Annotated in this window: 16 protein-coding genes; 8 read left to right on the top strand and 8 right to left on the bottom strand. The window is 73.1% G+C overall.

The features are described from left to right. Positions 1-105 precede the first annotated feature (105 nt). The gene (locus tag CYJ76_RS04195; RefSeq protein ID WP_070704936.1) at positions 106-501 is read right to left on the bottom strand and encodes a type II toxin-antitoxin system VapC family toxin; all 396 of its coding nucleotides are present in this window, start codon (positions 499-501) and stop codon (positions 106-108) included. Then, a complete protein-coding gene (locus CYJ76_RS04190) occupies positions 498-764 on the bottom strand; it encodes a type II toxin-antitoxin system VapB family antitoxin (RefSeq protein WP_070704939.1) in 267 nt (88 codons plus the stop codon). Before CYJ76_RS04190 ends, CYJ76_RS04195 begins: the two co-directional genes overlap by 4 nt. Before the next feature lie 57 nt (positions 765-821). On the opposite strand from CYJ76_RS04190, the gene CYJ76_RS04185 reads away from it, so the two are divergent. After that, entirely contained in the window at positions 822-1,226 is a 405-nt protein-coding gene (locus CYJ76_RS04185) for a YjbQ family protein (protein WP_101849390.1), read from the top strand. Between the two features lie 55 nt (positions 1,227-1,281). On the opposite strand, the gene CYJ76_RS04180 is transcribed toward CYJ76_RS04185, so the two are convergent. Next, positions 1,282-2,334, bottom strand: a complete 1,053-nt coding sequence (locus CYJ76_RS04180) for a zinc-dependent alcohol dehydrogenase family protein (protein ID WP_101849338.1) — start codon at positions 2,332-2,334, stop codon at positions 1,282-1,284. Positions 2,335-2,412: 78 nt separating this feature from the next. On the opposite strand from CYJ76_RS04180, the gene CYJ76_RS04175 reads away from it, so the two are divergent. Continuing rightward, positions 2,413-2,964, top strand: a complete 552-nt coding sequence (locus tag CYJ76_RS04175; protein WP_070704948.1) for a GNAT family N-acetyltransferase — start codon at positions 2,413-2,415, stop codon at positions 2,962-2,964. Positions 2,965-3,149: 185 nt separating this feature from the next. Here CYJ76_RS04175 and CYJ76_RS04170 read toward each other — a convergent pair whose 3' ends face one another. Next, the gene (locus tag CYJ76_RS04170; RefSeq protein WP_101849337.1) at positions 3,150-4,511 is read right to left on the bottom strand and encodes a YjiH family protein; all 1,362 of its coding nucleotides are present in this window, start codon (positions 4,509-4,511) and stop codon (positions 3,150-3,152) included. Positions 4,512-4,667: 156 nt separating this feature from the next. Here CYJ76_RS04170 and CYJ76_RS04165 point away from each other — a divergent pair, with 156 nt between their 5' ends. Together CYJ76_RS04165 and CYJ76_RS04160 are read left to right on the top strand one after the other, a co-directional pair. Beyond that, positions 4,668-6,092 (top strand): GntP family permease, encoded by a 1,425-nt coding sequence (locus CYJ76_RS04165; protein ID WP_101849336.1) that lies wholly within the window; start codon positions 4,668-4,670, stop codon positions 6,090-6,092. A gap of 144 nt (positions 6,093-6,236) precedes the next feature. Further along, a complete protein-coding gene (locus CYJ76_RS04160) occupies positions 6,237-6,935 on the top strand; it encodes a hypothetical protein (protein ID WP_070706177.1) in 699 nt (232 codons plus the stop codon). Between the two features lie 78 nt (positions 6,936-7,013). Here the strand turns inward: CYJ76_RS04160 and CYJ76_RS04155 are convergent, their stop codons facing one another. The 3 genes from CYJ76_RS04155 to CYJ76_RS04145 are packed head-to-tail and all read right to left on the bottom strand — an operon-like array spanning position 7,014 to position 10,135. Beyond that, positions 7,014-7,664 (bottom strand): hypothetical protein, encoded by a 651-nt coding sequence (locus CYJ76_RS04155; RefSeq protein WP_141494962.1) that lies wholly within the window; start codon positions 7,662-7,664, stop codon positions 7,014-7,016. Between the two features lie 43 nt (positions 7,665-7,707). Continuing rightward, positions 7,708-8,544 (bottom strand): hypothetical protein, encoded by an 837-nt coding sequence (locus CYJ76_RS04150; RefSeq protein ID WP_070706181.1) that lies wholly within the window; start codon positions 8,542-8,544, stop codon positions 7,708-7,710. 28 nt (positions 8,545-8,572) lie between these two features. Beyond that, positions 8,573-10,135 (bottom strand): alkaline phosphatase D family protein, encoded by a 1,563-nt coding sequence (locus CYJ76_RS04145; RefSeq protein WP_101849335.1) that lies wholly within the window; start codon positions 10,133-10,135, stop codon positions 8,573-8,575. 109 nt (positions 10,136-10,244) lie between these two features. Here CYJ76_RS04145 and CYJ76_RS04140 point away from each other — a divergent pair, with 109 nt between their 5' ends. Beyond that, entirely contained in the window at positions 10,245-10,973 is a 729-nt protein-coding gene (locus tag CYJ76_RS04140) for an AAA family ATPase (RefSeq protein WP_070706184.1), read from the top strand. Beyond that, positions 10,970-11,818: a DUF6454 family protein gene (locus CYJ76_RS12790; protein ID WP_238138144.1), complete on the top strand. Its 849-nt coding sequence runs from the start codon at positions 10,970-10,972 to the stop codon at positions 11,816-11,818. The genes CYJ76_RS04140 and CYJ76_RS12790 overlap by 4 nt, the downstream gene beginning before the upstream one ends. A 518-nt stretch (positions 11,819-12,336) precedes the next feature. Here the strand turns inward: CYJ76_RS12790 and CYJ76_RS04130 are convergent. Continuing rightward, on the bottom strand, positions 12,337-12,777 hold the full coding sequence (locus tag CYJ76_RS04130; RefSeq protein WP_101849333.1) for a helix-turn-helix domain-containing protein: 441 nt from the start codon (positions 12,775-12,777) through the stop codon (positions 12,337-12,339). 135 nt (positions 12,778-12,912) lie between these two features. Here CYJ76_RS04130 and CYJ76_RS04125 point away from each other — a divergent pair, with 135 nt between their 5' ends. Together CYJ76_RS04125 and CYJ76_RS04120 are read left to right on the top strand one after the other, a co-directional pair. After that, entirely contained in the window at positions 12,913-15,033 is a 2,121-nt protein-coding gene (locus CYJ76_RS04125; RefSeq protein ID WP_180802204.1) for a GmrSD restriction endonuclease domain-containing protein, read from the top strand. Positions 15,034-15,085: 52 nt separating this feature from the next. After that, positions 15,086-15,736 carry a type IV toxin-antitoxin system AbiEi family antitoxin domain-containing protein gene (locus CYJ76_RS04120; protein WP_144043032.1) on the top strand — a complete coding sequence of 217 codons (651 nt, stop codon included), beginning with the start codon at positions 15,086-15,088 and terminating at the stop codon, positions 15,734-15,736. Positions 15,737-15,978: the final 242 nt, after the last annotated feature.

The raw sequence follows: 15,978 nt of genomic DNA, 5'->3' as shown, positions 1-15,978 counted from the left end.
GTACGCAGGGCGCGTGGCCCCACCGTGTCGTGGTGGTGGCGCTCCGATGGCGTGCCGGTGACCCGCCGCGGAACGCCCGCCGCGGGCGACGCCCCGCCACGACGGTCAGCCCAGCGCGGACTCGAGGTCGGTGTGCGTGAAGTCCTCCCCCACGAACAGCAGCGGCTCGCCCCGTTCGGCCGCCAGGGCGTAGGTGTAGCAGTCCCCCAGGTTCAGGCGGGCGGCGGACCCGCTGCCCCGCCCGAAGTCACGGTGGGCCTCCCGCGCCAGCCGGGCGTGCTCCACGGTGAGCGGCACCAACTCGATGCCGAGCACCTCGAACAGCTCGTCCAGTCGCCGTCGCGTCGCGGCCGTCCCGCGGCGGTCCACCACCACGGCGCACTCCACGTACGTGGCGGTGGACATGGCCAGCGAGGGCGCCTCGGTCAGGACGCGCAGGATCTCCTCGCTCCCCTCCTCACCCTGCAGCACCGCCACCACCGCCGAACTGTCCACGATCATCGGGGAAGCCCCTGCTCGTCGTAGAGGTCGGCGAGGTCGGCGCTGAGCGACTCCCCGTCATCAAGGGAGAGACCGTTGCGGATCTGCTGCACCAGCACCGTGGCCCGCTCGAAGCGCCCCTCCGCCGCCCCCTCGGTGGCCCCGTGCCGCGCGAGGTACTCCTCGAGGGCGGCCTCCAGCGCGCTGGTCTGCGTGGTGCCACGCACCTGGGCGGCCTGCCGTGCCAGCTCGTGCACCCGCTCGTTCTTGATGTTGAGCGCCATAACTCCACCGTACACCCGTCGGGTTACACCATGGAACCCTCGGACTACGATGACGGCATGGAGACCACCACCCGCGAGTACCGGACCGGCGACCAGGACGTGGTGCTGGACATCACCCGCGACTGCGAGGGCTTCGTCGCCGGCCGGGGCGACGGACTGCTGCAGCTGTTCGTGCCCCACGCCACCGCCGGCATCGCCGTGATGGAGACCGGCGCCGGCAGCGACGACGACCTGCTCGCCGCCCTGGCCGACCTGCTCCCCGCCGACGACCGCTGGCGCCACGCGCACGGCACCCCCGGGCACGGCCGCTCGCACGTGATGCCCGCCATCGTGCCGCCGCACGCCACCGTGCCCGTGGTGGGCGGGCGCATGATGCTGGGCACCTGGCAGTCGGTCTGCCTGGTGGACCTCAACGTGGACAACCCGGTGCGAACGGTGCGGTTCAGCTTCCTGGCCGGCTGAGGCGGGCCGGGCCGGACGACTGGGCCACCCCGCCCCGGCCCACCGCGCCGCCATCTCAGGGGCGGATGACGGTGATCCCACCACCGGGCGCCGCCCCCAGCTCCGCGAGCGCCGCGGGGGCGTCCTCGAGGCCCACCTCACGCCCGACCAACCCCTCCAGCGCGATGCCGGGACGCCCGCCGGAGCCGGTGACGAGCTCCAGCATCGCGGGGTAGTCGCGCGCCGCCAGGCCGTGCGTGCCGTGGACGGCCAGCTCCCAGGCGACCACGCGGTCCATCGGCAGCGCGGTCCGGGCGGCCTCGCCGAGCAGCAGCCCCACCTGCACGTGGCGTCCGCGGCGCCGCAGGCCGAGCACCGAGGCCAGCGCGGCTGCCGGCGAGCCGAAGGCGTCGAGCGAGACGTGCGCTCCCCCATCGGTCAGGTCGTGCACGGCCTCGCCGACCTGCTCGGGTGACAGGCCGCGGGCGTCCAGCGTGCCCTCGGCGCCCAGGGCACGGGCGCGCTCCAACGCGGTCGGCGCCATGTCGACGGCCACCACGCGGGCCCCCAGCGCACGGGCGATCAGCACCGCCGACAACCCCGCGCCACCGGCCCCGTGCACGGCGACCCACTGTCCGGGCCCGACGCCGCCGTGGGTCACCAGCGCGCGGTAGGAGGTGGCGAAGCGGCAGCCCAGGGCGGCGGCGTGCACGTCATCGAGGGCGTCGGGCAGGGCGACGAGGTTGTGGTCGGCGGCGTGGAGGGCCACCTGCTCGGCCCAGGACCCCCAGCCGGTGAAGCCGGGCTGCGTCTGCTGCGGGCAGACCTGGCTCTCGCCGGCTGCGCAGGTGGGGCAGGCGCCGCATCCGCACACGAAGGGGGTGGTCACGCGGTCGCCCACGCTCCAGCGGGTGACGCCCTCGCCGACCTGGCGGATGGTGCCGGCGAGCTCGTGGCCGGGGACGTGCGGCAGGGGCAACGGGTCGTGCCCCATCCAGGAGTGCCAGTCGGAGCGGCACACGCCGGTCGCGCTGACGTCGAGCACCACGCCGCCGGGCGGGCAGGCCGGCTCGGGCACCTCCCGGACGGTTGGCAGGGCCCCGACCTCGTCGATCACCACGGCGCGCATGGGGGGCAGGGTAGGTGAGGGGGTGCACGGCGGTGCGCGGACCCGCACCTCGCCCCCGCCCTGTGGCAGCCTCCCTGCATGGTTGATGACCTGACTGTGCGCCCCATCCGCGCCGAGGAATGGCGCCGGGTGCGCGACCTTCGACTGACCGCGCTGCAGGACCCGGACGCGGAGATCGCCTTCTACACGCGCTACGCGGAGGCCGCCGCACGCACCGACGAGCAGTGGCGCGAGAACGCGCTGGCGTGGTCGGGTGACGGCCCCGGGGCGACCGGGCGGCAGTTCGTCGCCACCACCTCCGATGGGGTGTGGGTCGCCTCGCTGGTGTGCCTCGTCCAGCGGGCGGGCGAGCCGGAGTTCGGGGGCGGCACCATCCCGTCCGACCGCGGCCAGCTGTTGGGCGTGTACGTCGACCCGGCGTACCGCGGGCGGGGGCTGCTCGGCCGGTTCACGGAGGCGGCGGCCGAGTGGGCACGCGAGCGGGGGTTGGGGGCGCTGTCGCTGTGGGTGCACGAGGACAACGCCCGGGCCCGAGCTGCCTACGCGCGCCTGGGATTCCGGCCCACCGGCGTCACGGCCTACGAGGCGATGGGCCCTGAGCTGCAGATGGAGCGGACCCTGGCGGGGTAGGCGCCGGCGCCCCCGCGCCACGGCTGGGACTGACGCCGGGGCGCCACCGCCTCTGGTACCCATGACGGGAGCGGCTGGCACGGCCGCGTCCGCTTCAGCTCGCGCCACCCCCATGACGAGGATCAGCAGCAGCACCGTCGCGAGCAGCACCCACATACGGACCTCCCTCGGATCGGGCGGCCTCGTCAGAACACCACGTGCGCCACCGGCACGGTGAACAGCAGCGTCAGCACCACGCGCTCGAACCAGATGATCACCAGGTCGCGGATGCGCAGCGGGATCTCCGTGGCGAGGATGCACGGCACCACCGCGGAGAAGAAGATGATCTGGCTGACGCACACCACGGCCACGGTGAACCGGGTGACCATCGAGGCGTCGGCCACCAGCGCCGCGGGCAGGAACATCTCGGCGATGCCGAGCGCGCTCGCCTTGGCGGCCAGCATCGGCTCGGGCAGACCCAGCAGCGCGGTGATCGGGTAGAAGACGTAGGCCAGCCAGTCGAACAGCGGCGTGTACTCGGCCAGCAGCAACCCGGCCAGGCCCACCGAGAGGATCGACGGCAGGATCGCCATGGCCATGAGCAGGCCGTCGCGCAGGTTCTCCCAGATGCTGCGGCCCAGCGAGGGCGCGGTGGCGGCCTGCTCGTCGGCGGCGCGCCACGCGGCGGCCAGACGGGAGCCGGTGGGGCGCTCCTCGGGCTCCACCTCCTGCCCCTGGTACCCGGTGGTGGGGATGGAGCGCAGCGGCCAGATGTGCACGGTGACGGCGGTGACCGCGAAGGTGATGACCAGGGAGCCCCAGAAGTAGGTGGACCAGTGCCCCATCAGGTCCAGCGCCTTGGCCACCACCACCATGAACGTGGCCGAGACGGTGGAGAACCCGGTGGCGATGATGGCGGCCTCCTGGGCCGAGTAGCGGCCCTCCTTGTAGACGCGGTCGGTGATGAGCAGGCCCAGTGAGTAGCTGCCCACGAAGGAGGCCACGGCATCGATGGCGGAACGGCCCGGGGTGCGGAACACGGGGCGCATGACCGGCTGCATGAGCACGCCGACGAACTCCATGAGCCCGTAGCCCACCAGGAGCGCCAGGAAGACGGCACCCACGGGGATGAGCAGCCCCACGGAGACCACCACCTTGTCCCACAGGAAGGGGCCCATGCCGGGGTCGGCGAGCCAGGCCGGCATGCGGTCGAACACGATGAGGCAGCCCACCACGGCACCGACGACCTTGGCGGCGCTGAAGACGAGGTCGGTGGTGCTGCGCCGCCAGGTGCCCTGCACGAAGGGCCACACGGCACCGGCCACCACCATGGCCAGCAGCACCCACGGGACGGCCTGCGGCACCGCGCCCTTGAACCAGGTGACGATGTGGTCCAGGGCGATGGAGTTGGTGCCGTTGACGGTGAACGGCACGAAGAACGCCGCGATGCCGACGAGGCTGGCCAGCACGCTGCGCACCAGCTGGGCGGGGGTGGCGCGGGGGCCCTGGGCATGGGGGCGGGTGGGGTCCTCCCGGGGGACGGCGGGGAAGCGGGTCTGGGAACTCATGGGCGCCATGCAACCGACAGGTCGCGCGGGGCGACACCCCCGCGCGCCGATGGTTGAACAATCGTTATCTGGGGGTGGACGGCTACCCGGCCGCACCGCATCGAGTGACGGGCGTCACAATGCGTGCGCGTCCCGTCCCCGATCCACAGGAGCGCCATGTCCCTCGGCCTGCTCGGCATCCTCGTCTCACTCGCCCTGCTCATCACGCTGGCCTACCGCGGCCACTCGGTGCTGGTGGCCGCCCCGGTCGCGGCGCTGGTGGCCACGCTGTTCGCCGGTGCGCCCCTGCTGGGCACGTACACCCAGGTGTTCATGCCCGCCATGGCCACGTTCCTGGGCTCGTACTTCCCGCTGTTCCTCACCGGTGCGGTGTTCGGGCACCTCATGAAGACCTCCGGCCTGGCCGGCGACTTCGCCGCCTGGGCCTCGCAGCGGCTGGGCGCGCAGCACGCAGTGCTCATCACGGTGCTCACCACGGCCGCCCTCACCTACGGCGGCGTGAGCGCGTGGGTGGTGGTGTTCACCATCTTCCCCATCGCCACCCAGCTGTTCCGCGAGGCGGGCATCCCCCGGCGCCTGATGCCGGCCGCCGTCGCCCTGGGCGTGGTCACCTTCGCGCTCGGTGCCCTGCCGGGGTCGCCGCAGATCCACAACACCATCCCCACCACCGTGTTCGGCACCACCACCTTCGCGGCGCCCGTGCTGGGCCTGCTCACCGGCGCCCTGGTGTTCGGCCTGGGCATGGCCTGGCTGCGGTACCGCCAGCGTTCCCTCATGGCGGCCGGCGAGTCCTTCGAGGACCTCACGATCCGCGAGCGCGAGGCCGGCGTCACCGTGGCCGGCGGCACCGACCGCCCCGCCGAGCGCGGGCGCGTCTCCACGGCATCGGGACTGCTGGGCCTGGTGCCGGTGGCCGTGGTGGTGGCCGTGCAGGCGCTCATGACCTACCTGGTCATCCCCCGCCTGGACACCGCCTACCTGGCCGACGAGAAGTACGGCGCGGTCACGCTGGCCTCGGTGGCCGGCATCTGGGCGGTGACGGTGGCGATGGTGGTGGCCATCCTCGTGGTGGTGCTGCTGCGCCCCGGCGGAATGAAGCACTACCCCGGCGACGTGTCCGAGGGCGCCGGCCAGGCGGTGCTGCCCACGCTCACCACGGCCAGCGAGGTGGGTTTCGGTGCGGTCATCGCCTCCATGGCGGCGTTCACCGTCATCCGTGACGGCATCTTCGGGCTCACGGACAACCCGGTGGTGACGGCGGCGGTCTCCACCGCGGGCATCTCGGGCGTCACCGGCTCGGCATCGGGCGGCCTGCAGATCACCATGAGCACCTTCGGCGAGCAGCTCGCCGCACAGGGGGCGGCGCAGGGCATCGACCCCGAGGTGCTGCACCGCGTGGCGGCCCTGGCGAGCACCAGCTTCGACTCGATGCCGCACAACGGCGCCATCATCACGATGCTGCTGGTGACCGGGCTGACGCACCGCGAGGCGTACAAGGACATCTTCGCCGTCACCGTGGTGGGGCCCCTCATCGGCACCGCGGTGGCCGTGGTGATGGGTCTCACGGTGGGCGCCTTCTGAGGCACTGGACCGCAGCACGGCGCGGCGGCGCGGCCCAGGGCCGTGCCGCCGCGCCGTATTCATGGGGTGAGGACAGCGAAATAACAGTGACACGCGTGCACACTCATCGGACACCCCCACGACGGCGCGCCCTGGAGGTCTGCCTTGAACACCGCACTCCGCGACCTCGTTCGTCAGACCCACACCGAACGCCAGGACGACTGGGCCACGGCGCTGTCCACCGTCGACTCCGCCCTGCGCACCCACTGCCGCGTCACCCTCCAGCCGGGTGAGCCGGCGCGCGCGATCGTGGGCGAGGTGCGCCAGCGTTCCGAGGAGGACACCCTGCGGGCGCTGGAGCAGTGCGCCGCCCAGGGCCACCCGCTGCCGACCACCGTGGAGGAGGTCGAGCACGCGGTGCCCGACCTCACCTCGGCCACCGTGGTGTGCACCTCCACCCGCGCCCAGACCCTGCTGGTGCGGTGCATCGCCGACGAGGTGGCGCAGGCGCCCGGCATCCGCCTGGTGGAGGTGGTCGACCACAGCGGGCTCGACCTGCCCCTGGAGGGCGTGGACGTGCAGCGCGGCGAGGAGGGCGGCTGCTGGGGCGTGGCCTGCCTGCTCGTGGTGGACGTGGAGGGCGCCCGCCCAGCACTGGTGGAGCTGTGCGTGGTGACCCGGCTGCAGCAGGCCTGGGCCGAGCTCACCGAGCAGCACCTCTACGGGCGCGAGGGCGAGCTGGAGGCCGGACCGCTGCGCGCTGCGGTGGTGCGCAGCATGGCGGTGATGCTGCACGAGGTGGACCGCCTGGCCGACCACCTGGCCGAGGAGACCGAGGCCGCCCGGGAGGGCAGCGCGGGCTGAGGGGCGGGGAACCGAGGGCGGGCGCCGCTCAGCGGCGGGCTGGCTCAGCGGCAGGATGCCGCGCGGCGCGTGTGGGCGTCAGCCGCGGGACCCGAGGTGGGCGGCGAGCCAGAGCGCCCCGGCGGCAAGGGGGACGGTCAGCGGCATCGCCACCGCCATCATCGGCCAGGGCAGGGGCGTGGACGGGGGTTCCACCACCAGCAGCAGCGCGCCGACCCCCGCCGCCGCGCCCACTCCGGTCACGGCGGCGAGCGCCAGGGCCAGCAGTCCCCCGCCGCAGCCCACGCGCCACATGGCGCCCAGGGCCATGCCGGTGGACGCCGCCAAGGTGTACTCGGCCAGCAGCCCGGCGACCAAGGCCACCCACGCGAGGACAGGCACGGTCACCTCGTCCCACGCGGCGGTCACCACGAGCCCCACCACCGAGGCGGTGGCCATCAGCGCGGACAGGCCCGCCCCGGCGAGCCACAGCCCCGTGGTGTCGGGACGGACGTGCAGGTTCTTCACGGAGTGCGGGAAGGCCCACATCGTGGCGAGCAGCGCGCTGAGGGTCCCCGTGAACCAGGCCGTGGCGAGCCCCGGGTCCTCCTTGCGCACGAGGAAGAACCACCAGGCCGCGCCCATGGCCAGCCAGAGCGACGCCGCGTAGGCGGCCCAGGGCAGCACGGCGCGCAGGGTGCCGCGCGTGCCCACCGAATGGCGGGTGACGGGAACGGAGGTGGGAAGCACCCGTGAATTCTGGCCGATGGGGGTGGGGGCCGGGCGAGGAGGGTCAGGCCAGGTCGAACAGGCCCGCGGCGTCCCAGGCGAGCCATCCCCCCTCGGCGAGGGTCGCCGTCAGCAGGTGCTCACCGGCGGGCAGGGGCGAGGGCAGCTCCCACTCCAACGACACCGGGCGCAGCGGCGTGTCCGGCAGGGTGGCGTCGCCCTCACGCGACCCCTTGGTGGCTCCTCGCGGCAGGTCCGTGGCCTGCTGCCAGGTGCCCAACGCCACCTCGAGCCGGCCTCCCAGGCGCGTGGTGTCGATGCCCCACAGGGCCACGGCGGGGCGGGACACCGGGCGGTCGGCGCGCACGGTCCAGCGCAGGGTGTAGGCGCGCGAGCCGGCCCACGTGTCGCCCGGCCCGGGCAGCAGGTAGGGCCACTGCGCGGGTCCGTCATCGGGGCCGACGGTGATGAGCCCGTCCGGGTGCTCGGTGGCGATGGCCTTGTACCCCGCCGGGGCGTGGCGCAGCTCCAGGCTGCGGCGGTCGAAGTCACCCACCTGGGCTACCGGGCACCCGGTGGTGACCGACGGCAGCGAGTGGGCGCGCTCGGGGCGGGAGGGACGCGACCAGCGGCCGGCGGCGTCGACCGTGACCACCACGTACACCCACTCCTCCCCCTCAGGCGAGCGCCCACCGTGCTCCCAGCGGGGGTAGACGGTGCGGGCCAGCAGCGTGTCGTCACCGAGGTGGCGCAGTCCACGCTCGGCGCGCCCGGCGGGCACGGCGTGCACGCGGTAGTGGTCCACCAGGGGGCCGTGGGCGCGCGGCTCCCAGGCGAGGTGGACCGTCATCAGGGCGCCGGTGGCGGTCAGGCCGGTCACGGGGCGGGGGTGGTGGGTCATGGGGGTCCTCTCGAGAGGGCGGGTCAGCTCAGGACAGGAGGCGGCGCGAGCCGGCCGGGGTGCGGAAGGCGAAGGCCGTCCGGGCGGGGGCGGTGTCGTCGGCCTCGACCCACGGCACCACCACGAAGCGCGAGCGCATCTCCTGCGGGGTGAGGGTCACGTGCACGTAGCCGCGGCGGGCGTCCATGGCGCGCACGTACGGGTGGGCGGTCCAGTCCGGGTGGCCGCCGGGCTTGCCGTCGCCGTCGGAGGCGATGGAGCTGCAGATCAGCTCCACGGCCACCGGCTCGGCCTCAGGGGCGGGTGCCGTCGGGTCGGCCCACAGCTCGGCGGCGGCGTGGTGGTGGATGTCGCCGGTGAGCACCACCGGGTTGCTCACCCGGGCCAGCTGGTCCATCAGCCGCTGGCGGGCGGCCGGGAAGCCGTCCCACTGGTCCACCCGGTCGTCGGTGACCGGCACCATCGCCACGCCGTCGGCCAGCAGGTTCCACTGCGCCGGGGAGGTGCGCAGACGCTCGGTGAGCCACGCCTCCTGCGCGGCACCCAGGATGCTGCGCTCGGGGTCGGCGACGCGCTGCTCGTCCTGCGGCACCGGGTCGCGGAACTGGCGGGTGTCCAGCACCGAGAGGCGCGCCAGGCGGCCGACGTCCAGGGAGTGGTGGATGCGGCTGTGCGGCCCCTCGGGCAGGGCGGCCGGCCCCAGCGGCAGGTTCTCGTAGTACGCCCGGTAGGCCACCGCGCGGCGCAACAGGAAGTCCTCCTCGCTGAGGCCGTACTGCGACTGGCTGCCCGCGTAGTTGTTCTCCACCTCGTGGTCGTCCCAGGTGGCCACCATCGCGGCCCGGGCGTGGGCGGCCTGCAGGTGCGGGTCGGTCTTGAACAGGGAGTAGCGCAGGCGGTACTGGGCCAGGGTCTGCACCTCCTGGCCGTGCTCCGGGCCCAGCTCCACACCCTGGCGCCACAGGTTGTCGCCGCTGCGGATGCCGTACTCGTAGATGTAGTCGCCGGTGAACACGATGAGGTCCAGGTCGGCCTCGGCCGCCAGGTGCTTCCACGCGGTGAAGTGCCCGTGGTACCAGGCCTGGCAGGAGGCGACCCCCAGCGAGAAGGAGGCCACCTCGGCACCGGCCGCCGGCAGGGTGCGGAAGCGGCCGGCGGGGCTGGTGTGGCGACCGGTGCGGAAGCGGTAGTGGTACTCGGTGGCGGGCTCGAGGCCGGTGACCTGCGGGTGCACGGAGTGGGCGAGCTCCGGCTGGGCCAGGGCGTGGCCGTGGGCCACCCGGCGGGTGAAGTCCGCGTCGCGCGCCACCTCCCAGTGCACCGGCACCGGGTGGGAGGGCATGCCGCCGTGCCCGTCGGCGGCCAGCGGGTCGGTGGCCAGTCGGGTCCACAGCACCATCGAGTCCGGCCCCGGAGTGCCGGCCGCGACGCCGAGGGTGAACGGGTTGGTGCGCGGCGGCGGGCCGCCGGCCGATGCGGGCGCCTCCACACCCAGGGCGAGGGTGGTGGCCGAGAGGCCGGCGACCCCCAGCAGGGTGCGGCGGGAGACGCCGGTGGCGTCCGGGGCGGGGCGGTGGAGCGTGGAAGGCATGCGGGGCAGGACAGTTCACGCGTGTGAACGCGGGGGCAGCGCGGCGTGACGGGGGCGTGAGGGACGGGTGAACGGTGGGTGCGGGGGCAGCGCGTGGCAGGGTGCCGGCATGCTCGCCGACCAGCCGCCCCTCGTCGCCGTACGCCCCGACCCGACCGCAGACGTGCCCGCCAACAGGTGGCCGGTGACCGTCCCCGCCATCGCGCAGGTGCTGCGGCAGGGGTTCGAGCCGGCCCCCGGCATCACCCTGCTGGTGGGCGAGAACGGCTCCGGCAAGTCGACGCTGCTGGAGGGCGTGGCCGAGGCGTTCGGGCTCAACGTGGAAGGCGGCTCGCGCCACGCGCGACACAGCACGCGACGCAGCGAGTCACCCCTGGCCGAGTGGCTCCGCGTGCAGCGCGGGGTCGGGGCGCCGCGCGACGGCTTCTTCCTGCGCGCCGAGACGATGCATGCCTTCTACACCTACCTGGAGCAGAACCCCAGCCCCAGCGCGCTCGAACCGCGCTTCCACGAGATGAGCCACGGCGAGTCCTTCCTGGCCCTGCTGGAGTCCCGCTTCACCCGGGCGGGGTTCTACTGCCTCGACGAGCCGGAGGCGGCCCTGTCGTTCCAGTCGACCCTGCACCTCATGGCCACCCTGGACCGGCTGGCGGCCGACGGGGCGCAGGTGCTGTGCGCCACGCACTCCCCCGTGCTGGCGGCGCTGCCCGGGGCGCGGATCCTGGAGCTGGGCGAGTGGGGACTCCGCGAGGCCGCGTGGGACGACCTGGAGCTGGTGGGGCACTGGCGGGCGTTCCTCGACGCGCCGCCGCGGTACCTGCGGCACCTGGTGGGGTGAGGCAGCACCACCCCGCGTTCGCCCACTCCACACCCGGCGGCCCCTCGGCGGCCGCCCTCCTGGGCACGGCCGCGCTCTCTACCACCGCCGACTCCGGCGGCGGGCGCGCGGGCCACCCCCGCGACGAGCGGCTGGTGAACACCGTGAGCCAGACCTCCCGCTCCACCGCGTGGAAGCACACCGGCACCACCGACCTGAAGTTCAAGGCCTTCCACCCGCAGGCCACGGAGGTGGACGGCGACGAGCTGGGTGAAGGGCACATCCACCACCCCGGCGGCATCGACGTGGACGAGGAGTCCATCTGGGTGCCGGTGGCCGAGCACCGGCCCGACTCGCGCGCGATCGTCTACCGCATCGACCGCGACACGCTCGAAGTCACCGAGGTGTTCCGGGTGGACGACCACGTGGGCGGGATCGTCCACGACCGCGACCGCCACCGGCTCGTGGGGCAGTCGTGGGGCTCGCGCCGGTTCTACGAGTGGTCGACGGACGGCCGGCTGCGCGACAAGCGGATGAACGACAGCCACTTCATCGACTACCAGGACTGCGAGTCCGTCCGCCGTTCCAAGATGCTGTGCTCCGGCGTGGCCAACCTGCCCCAGGCGCCCGGGCACTCCGGTCAGTACGAGCTGGGCGGCCCCGGACGACTCCGACGAGGGCGCCGGCACGCAGATCCTGCGCTACGAGGCGGACGTCGAGCTGCTGAAGTGAGGGGGCGGGCCCGTCAGATCTGCTGGAGTCGCACCCTCACCCGGTCCGCGAAGGCCGGGCAACCAGCACGCTCCAGAGCCTGCGGCAGGTCGATGTCCACCGGCTCGCCGCGACGGTGCGCCTGCTCCACGTAGTAGTCGCAGTTCCGAGCTGTCGCTGCCCGCACCACGTGCGGGGCACTGTCGTCCACGAGCAGGAAGAACTCGTCGGCGGTGTGGACCTCGTGGTGCAGGGCGTCCTGCTCGTCCTCGCTTGCGGGCCGGAGGTGGCGGACGTTGGCTGTCACGAGGAGGTCTGCCCGGCAGTGCTCGGCCAGGGCGCGGACGTGGATGTCCCCGGCGTCCGCTGGGCGCGGCATATCACCGGGGACCACGTAGTCGCGCACCCGCCCGTCGGGAAAGACCGCCTCGAAGGCCTCAGCAACCTTGGCCGTCACGCCACCGTCCACCTCAGGGTGTCGACGACGAATCACGCGGACGGTCTCGGCCCGCAGGTCCTCCGACCACGCGACCTGATAGAGCCCCGGACCTTCCTGGTGCAGGAGCGCCAGCCAGTCCCGCAACGTGCGAGAGGCCCAGACGTTGGAGTCGACCACCACCAAGTGCGTCCGGCCACCGATCACAGTGAGTCCTCCCCGCCAGGCTGACGGACGTCAGTCCGTCAGCCCCCCGTCGTCCTGAGCACGACGCAACTCGTCGAAGGCTTCACGGCGCTGCTGCTGGGTCCTGGTTTGCGCTGCCAGAACGTCCGCCGTGCGCAGACGGGTGTGGCTGCCCACCTTGTGGGCAGGGATCTCGCCCGCACGGACACGCTTCATCAACGTCGGGCGGGAGATCTCGAGCATCTCGGCAGCGAGGGTGGTCGTGACCTCCTCCGGCAACTCACCCACCGTGACGCGGCGCCCCTCGGCGACGGACTCCACGATGCGCCGCAGCAACGGCTGCAACTCGGCAGGCAACTCGACGAAGGAGTCCCCCTGGGACAGTCCAAATCGAGGGGCGTCTTGGCCAGCGCGGGTGGGCAGCGCCCGGCGAGCGGCCTCGGACTGGTCCCGCGTGACGTGCACTGACTCTCGGTCGATAACGGTGGGCACGAGCGCCCTCCCTCCTGAGTGTGCGGAAAGGCCACACTAGACAGTTTCAGATGTAAGTGCAAATTGCGTGCGTTCGGGGCGCTCGTGCACCCCCGTGGCACGATGCCGGGACACCTCACCCCACCCCGGAGCGCCATGAAGACCGACGCCCTCACCCCGCACGAGCTCCTGCGCCATCCGCAGCTCCTGGTGGTGCCCCTCTACCAGCGCCGCTACGTGTGGCAGGAGCAGGCCCAGTGGGAGCCGCTGTGGCAGGACGTCCTGCGCATGGCCGAGGTCCGCGCCACCCAGCGGGAGGTCACCCACTTCCTCGGGGCGTGCGTGCTCCAGCGGCAGGACCACGGCGCCGGGCGCCTGACCGCCTGGGAGGTGGTGGACGGCCAGCAGCGCCTCACCACCATGCAGGTGGCTGCCGATGCAGTGGCGGCCGTCGCGCAGGAGCGCGGCTGGGACCGGCTGGTGCGCCAGTTGGAGAAGCTGACGCTCAACGACGCCGACGAGATCTCCGATGCCGCGCACCGGCTCAAGTTCCAGCACCGCAACGACGACGGGGCCCCGTTCCGGGAGGTGATGCTGGCAGCCCCGCCCGTGGACCACGGCGCTCTCACCCACGCCGAGGCCCGCATCGCCCAGGCGCACCGTTTCTTCAGCGAGCGCGCCCGGGACCACCTGGCCGATGCCGGCGAGGAGCAGGCCGAGCGGCTGGTGGACGCGCTGCGCGACGGGTTGCGTCTGGTGGTCATCACCCTGGAGGCCGACGAGGACTCGCAGGTGATCTTCGAGACCCTCAACGCTCGCGGCACGCCGCTGACCCCGGCGGACCTCATCAAGAACTTCGTCCTGCACCGGGTGGCGGAGGCCGGTGGCGACCCCGAGGCCGTGTGGCGCGAGCACTGGTCGCGCTTTGAGGACCCGTTCTGGACCCAAGAGGTCAAGGCCGGACGCACGCGGGTGCAGCGCTCCACCCTGTTCCTGCACCAGTGGCTCATCAGCCGCGTGGGGGCCGAGGTGCTGCAGAGCCGTCTGTTCCCGGAGTTCAAGCACTTCGTGGAGCACCGCACCGACACCCCCGTGGCGCAGCTCATCGCCGAGATCGCTGCCGTGGCCACCCGGTACCGGGCGCTGGTGGAGGAGACCACCTCCGGGGCGCCTGACATCGACCGGGTCGTCCTGGCTGTGCACCGGTTCGCGGTGGCCGACACCCAGGTGGCCACCCCGGTTCTGCTGTGGCTGCTCGACCCGCGTCACGGCATCGATGCCGCGGTGCGCGAGCGGGCGGTGACGCACCTGGAGAGCTGGGTGATGCGGCGGATGATGCTGCGCGCCACCACCGCCGACCTGGGGCGTGTGGCGGCCAACCTCATCACCCGGCTCGACGCCGCCGGGGCTCCAGCCGACGAGGTGGTGTGGGAGCACCTGGGCGGGCTCACCGCGGCCAGCACGTACTGGCCGCGTGACGAGGAGCTGCAGCGCCACCTGGCCACCGCCCCGGTCTACACGGCCTTCGGCCGCGGGCGGCTGCAGATGCTGCTCGAGGCGGTGGAGGACGACGAGCGCGGCTTCACCACCGGGCGGGCGCGGTCGGCATCGCGGGTGGCGCGGGGGCGCATGCACATCGAGCACCTGCTGCCCCAGACGTGGCGCCCGCACTGGCCGGTGGAGGACCCCGTGCAGGAGCTGGAGCGCGACGAGCACGTGCACCGGCTGGGCAACCTGACGCTGCTGACGGCGCGGTTGAACTCCTCGGTGAGCAACCGGGCGTGGACCGGTGAGCGCGGCAAGTGGGCGGCGCTGGAGCAACACGACGACAATTTGATGACGCGCCGCATCCGCCGGGAGCACACCGAGGAGTGGGACGAAGCCGCCATCGACGCCCGGACGCGGGCGATGGTCGGGGCGATGCTACGCACCTGGCCGGCGCCGGCGGCGAACCCAGCCATGGACCCAGCGGCGGCGGTTGCGGCCCGGGTGCGGTCGGTCTTCGGGGTGACGTTGGCGGACATGATCGCCACCGGGTACCTCGAGGTCGGCCAGACGTTGTACTTCCGCGAGGCCGGCGGAGACCGGACGGCGACGTTGACGGCCGACGGGCGGCTGGAGATCGACGGGATGGAGTTCCGCGAGCTCATCGACGCGACGCGGCACTACGAGCCGTCGGCCACCCAATCGTGGTGGCGGTGGCTCACCGAAGACGGACGGCACCTAGCGCCGCTGCGCAAGGCCTGCTTCGAGGGGTTGGAGGGCGCCCGCGGGTGACACGGTCCGCCGGCCAACCGGTCTCCCGGGAGTCCTGCACTGCTAGTCCGTCTTGCGCCCCGGCGAGTTCGGCGTGACGCCAACAGACCTGAAGCGCTTGGCGGACTTGGGGCACATCAGCCGCCTACGCCGGGGCGTCTACGCCTTGCCCTCCGCATCGCACGGCCCCCTCCAGGAGCTCCGCGCGGCGTGGCTGGAGGCCAGCACCCGGGATCCCCTCTCCGGCGACCCGCCCGACACGGTGATCAGTCACCTGTCGGCCGCCGCCGTGCACGGCCTGGGCGAGGTCATTCCCCGGCAGCACGAGTTGACCTCACCGCGGCGTCGTCAGACCGTCCACGAGGACGTGCGCTTCCATCGCGCCAAGCTCGCGAAGGGCGAGCACACTGTGGTGCTGCGTCTGGCCGTCACGAGCGTCCCGCGGACCCTGGAGGACGTGGCCCGCACCACCAGCGACCTGGACCACTTTGCGACGATGGTGAAGGACGCCTTCTCGGCGCCGGGAGTGGGCTACGGGGCACTCATCAAGGCCCTCGACCGCTGCGCGCCCCGCTTCGGCCTCGAGGATCACGAAGAGCTCCTGACCGAGTCGTTCACCCGGGCCGGGCTGCCCTCGGCGATCACTGCGACGAATGCCCTGCGCCGGACGCGCGCCGTCTCCGCACTCACCCGCGGCAAGACCGATGAGGAGTGCACCCCATGACCACACCGCATCGGCCCTGACACCCCAGGCCCGCACCAGGCAGCTGACCGACCGCCTGCGGAACGAGGCCCGACGGCGTGGCGCGCCCGTCGACTCACTGCGCAAGCAGTTCGTGTTCGCCCTGATGTTCAAGCGCCTCTTCCACCACGACGACGGGGAATGGGGCTCTTCGGAGTTGAGCGTGGGTCATGGGGTGAGTCCTCCGCCGATGAGGAGCATGCGGAGTCGGTAGTTGTGGCGGT

Source organism: Kytococcus schroeteri, assembly GCF_002847825.1.
Classification (GTDB): Bacteria; Actinomycetota; Actinomycetes; order Actinomycetales; family Dermatophilaceae; genus Kytococcus; species Kytococcus schroeteri.
This window is presented reverse-complemented; position numbering and strand designations above follow the sequence as displayed.

Coding starts and splice junctions, on each gene's coding strand:
- CYJ76_RS04125 (WP_180802204.1), top strand. CDS start 12,913: ATGAAGACCGACGCCCTCACCCCGCACGAGCTCCTGCGCCATCCGCAG.
- CYJ76_RS04150 (WP_070706181.1), bottom strand. CDS start 8,544: ATGACCCACCACCCCCGCCCCGTGACCGGCCTGACCGCCACCGGCGCC.
- CYJ76_RS04195 (WP_070704936.1), bottom strand. CDS start 501: ATGATCGTGGACAGTTCGGCGGTGGTGGCGGTGCTGCAGGGTGAGGAG.
- CYJ76_RS04165 (WP_101849336.1), top strand. CDS start 4,668: ATGTCCCTCGGCCTGCTCGGCATCCTCGTCTCACTCGCCCTGCTCATC.
- CYJ76_RS04190 (WP_070704939.1), bottom strand. CDS start 764: ATGGCGCTCAACATCAAGAACGAGCGGGTGCACGAGCTGGCACGGCAG.
- CYJ76_RS04175 (WP_070704948.1), top strand. CDS start 2,413: ATGGTTGATGACCTGACTGTGCGCCCCATCCGCGCCGAGGAATGGCGC.
- CYJ76_RS04140 (WP_070706184.1), top strand. CDS start 10,245: ATGCTCGCCGACCAGCCGCCCCTCGTCGCCGTACGCCCCGACCCGACC.
- CYJ76_RS04185 (WP_101849390.1), top strand. CDS start 822: ATGGAGACCACCACCCGCGAGTACCGGACCGGCGACCAGGACGTGGTG.
- CYJ76_RS04180 (WP_101849338.1), bottom strand. CDS start 2,334: ATGCGCGCCGTGGTGATCGACGAGGTCGGGGCCCTGCCAACCGTCCGG.
- CYJ76_RS04170 (WP_101849337.1), bottom strand. CDS start 4,511: ATGAGTTCCCAGACCCGCTTCCCCGCCGTCCCCCGGGAGGACCCCACC.
- CYJ76_RS04145 (WP_101849335.1), bottom strand. CDS start 10,135: ATGCCTTCCACGCTCCACCGCCCCGCCCCGGACGCCACCGGCGTCTCC.